We start from the raw sequence: 2868 nt of genomic DNA, 5'->3' as shown, positions 1-2868 counted from the left end.
TCGAAGCGGTCGATCGCCTTGATCAGGCCGATGGTGCCGACCTGGACGATGTCCTCCATCGGCTCGTTGCGCGAGCGGAAGCGGGCCGCCGCGTACCGCACCAGCGGGAGGTTCAGCTCGATCAGGGTGTCCCGTACGTAGCCCCGCTCGGGGCTGTCCTCGCCGAGCGCGGCGAGCCGCAGGAACAGGGAGCGGGACAGTGTGCGGGTGTCGATGTCCCCCGAGGGCACCGGCAGTTGCGCGGCCTCCTCGGCGGCCGGGGCCGCGTCGGGCGCCGGTGCCGGGACGGCGGGGGCGGGCGCGGCGGCGAGGGCCTCAGCGCCCTCGAAGCCGTCGAGGACGTCGAGAGCGTCGAGCTTCTGCGGCGCTGCCACGGTCTTCGTGAGCACCTTCGAGCTGCCCTGTTCTGCGGACATGCCACCCCCTTTGGGTCGCGGGACGGTCGCGGCGCACTGCCCTGATCGGACAGCGCGGCCTTCACCTGAATACCGGAGCCGAAGCCTCGGCAAACGCGCTTCCCGCAGAATGTCACATGTCGGCAACGCGCTGTAGTGACATGTCGACACGTGAGACGCCAAGAAGCCCTGGCAGAACGGGGTCTGACGGGCTTTCGGCGCACAATTGCCGACACTGCCGACGTGCCGTGATTCGCTCCTGACGGTGATCATTCGATCCCGCATGCGAACGGCTGCTACCTGGTGTTTTCCGTTCCGTGCTCCCGTGCGCCGGTCATGCCTCGATCCGGTTGGCCGATCTGAGCCGCTGGAAGCTCCGGGCGAGCAGCCGGGAGACGTGCATCTGGGAGACACCGAGTTCGGCGCTGATCTGCGACTGGGTCAGGTTGCTGTAGTAGCGGAGCAGCAGGATGCGCTGCTCACGCTCGGGGAGCTGGACCAGCAGGTGCCGGACCAGGTCGCGGTGTTCGACGCCGTCCAGCGCCGGGTCCTCGTACCCGATCCGGTCCAGCAGTCCGGGCAGCCCGTCGCCCTCCTGTGCGGCCTCCAGCGAGGTGGCGTGGTACGAGCGTCCCGCCTCGATGCAGGACAGCACCTCCTCCTCGCTGATCCTCAGGCGCTCGGCGATCTCGGCGGTGGACGGCGACCTGCCGAGCGCGGTGGTGAGGTCCTCGGTGGCCCCGTTCACCTGCACCCACAGCTCGTGCAGCCGGCGCGGCACGTGCACGGTGCGGACGTTGTCCCGGAAGTACCGCTTGATCTCCCCGACCACGGTCGGCATGGCGAAGGTCGGGAACTGCACGCCCCGGTCCGGGTCGAAGCGGTCGATGGCGTTGATCAGACCGATGGTGCCGACCTGGACCACGTCCTCCATCGGCTCGTTGCGGGAGCGGAAGCGGGCGGCGGCGTAGCGCACCAGCGGGAGGTTGGCCTCGATGAGTGCCCCGCGTACCCGGTTGTGGTCAGGGGTGCCGGGTGTCAGGTTCTTCAGCTCGCCGAAGAGCACCTGGGTCAGGGCGCGGGTGTCGGCGCCCCGGCGCTTCTCGGGAGGGGGCGCGGCGGAGGGCTCGGGGAGGGTCGCGGGCGCCTCCGCCTGGGGCGGCGCAGTACTGGCCGACACGGTCAACGCCACCTCTTCATCGGTCAATCATCCGTCAAAAGCGGTCATAGCATCACAAGACATGTGCACTGTGTGCAAGCACCGCATAACGTCGTGTTGGCCCTCAAACGACGCCAATGGATGGATCGCCGGACGCGAAAAAGCCCCCCGCCGTAACGGCGGAGGGCTCGCGTTCCGGGCCCGCCCGGCCCTCAGAACTCGTAGTCGGCGATCACCCACGTGGCGAACTCCCGCCACAGCGCGACGCCCGCCTGATGGGCGGGGTGGTCCAGGTAGCGCTGGAGGGCGCCGGTGTCCTCGACGGAGGAGTTGATGGCGAAGTCGTAGGCGATGGGGCGGTCGGTGACGTTCCAGCCGCACTCCCAGGAGCGCAGCTCGTCGATCTGCCCGCCGAGCGCGCGGAAGGCGGCCACGCCCTCCTGGACGCGCGGGTCGTCGCGCTCGACACCCTCATTGAGCTTGAACAGGACCAGGTGCCGGATCATGCGGCGTACCTCTTGCTCTTTCGGCCGGTCAGTTCTTCGCGCCGTCCACGACCCAGGTCATGAAGTCCCCGATGGCCCCGGCGGCGTCCGATATGCCCTCGAAGGCTATCTGGACGTAGTCGGCCGCCTTGGCCGGGTCCGTGATGATCACGTACATGGCGAAGACCACGAGCGCGAACACGACGATCTTCTTGGCGTTCACCGCCACCGCGGCCTCCCCTGTCCCATCGACCCCACTGACCAGCCTGCGGCGGCGAGTGTAACCGCCACGGGCCTCCGCGCACCCAACAGGACGGCCACGATTGTCAATTGAGAGCCCCGAGCCGGGACGCACGAAGGGCCCCGTCCGAAGACGGGGCCCTTCTCAAGCGGTAGCGGAGGGATTTGAACCCTCGGTGACTTGCGCCACACTCGCTTTCGAGGCGAGCTCCTTCGGCCGCTCGGACACGCTACCGAGGGAGACCTTACAGCAAGGTGCCCCGTCGGCAGAAATCGATGGCCGGAGCCCCTCCCAGCAGGGCTTTCGGGGCCTCTTCAGCGCCCTCTGAAGAACTCCGTCAGCGGCCGGGCGCACTCCTCGGCGAGCACGCCCTCCACGACCTCCGGCCGGTGGTTGAGCCGCCGGTCGCGTACGACGTCCCAGAGCGAGCCGGCCGCGCCCGCCTTGTCGTCGCGGGCGCCGTAGACGACCCGTTCGACGCGGGACTGGACCAGGGCGCCCGCGCACATCGTGCACGGCTCCAGCGTCACCACCAGCGTGCAGCCGGTCAGCCGCCACTCGCCGAGCGCGGCGGCGGCCCGGCGCAGC

General features: G+C 69.3%; 5 protein-coding genes and 1 tRNA gene. All 6 read right to left on the bottom strand.

All coding sequences use genetic code 11. From position 1 onward, the window contains the following. Nucleotides 1–416, bottom strand: a 416-nt coding sequence (locus GT030_RS00610) for a sigma factor (protein WP_272920642.1), incomplete at its 3' end; no start/stop codon positions are given. A 313-nt stretch (nucleotides 417–729) separates the two neighbouring features. Continuing rightward, nucleotides 730–1581: an RNA polymerase sigma factor SigF gene (locus tag GT030_RS00605; RefSeq protein WP_161199304.1), complete on the bottom strand. Its 852-nt coding sequence runs from the start codon at nucleotides 1579–1581 to the stop codon at nucleotides 730–732. 185 nt (nucleotides 1582–1766) lie between these two features. Then, on the bottom strand, nucleotides 1767–2060 hold the full coding sequence (locus tag GT030_RS00600) for a Dabb family protein (RefSeq protein WP_135791281.1): 294 nt from the start codon (nucleotides 2058–2060) through the stop codon (nucleotides 1767–1769). A 28-nt stretch (nucleotides 2061–2088) separates the two neighbouring features. After that, the gene (locus GT030_RS00595; protein WP_030806336.1) at nucleotides 2089–2268 is read right to left on the bottom strand and encodes a hypothetical protein; all 180 of its coding nucleotides are present in this window, start codon (nucleotides 2266–2268) and stop codon (nucleotides 2089–2091) included. Between the two features lie 161 nt (nucleotides 2269–2429). Next, nucleotides 2430–2514 (bottom strand) — tRNA-Ser (locus GT030_RS00590). Between the two features lie 80 nt (nucleotides 2515–2594). Continuing rightward, nucleotides 2595–2868, bottom strand: a 274-nt coding sequence (locus GT030_RS00585; protein WP_161199303.1) for a nucleoside deaminase, incomplete at its 5' end; no start/stop codon positions are given.

Origin of the sequence: Streptomyces sp. SID1328 (genome assembly GCF_009865595.1) — a bacterium.
GTDB classification, from domain to species: Bacteria; Actinomycetota; Actinomycetes; order Streptomycetales; family Streptomycetaceae; genus Streptomyces; species Streptomyces griseoluteus.
This window is presented reverse-complemented; position numbering and strand designations above follow the sequence as displayed.

What these genes read in the sequence shown, in the direction of transcription:
- GT030_RS00600 (WP_135791281.1), bottom strand. Translation starts at nt 2,060, where the DNA reads ATGATCCGGCACCTGGTCCTGTTCAAGCTCAATGAGGGTGTCGAGCGC.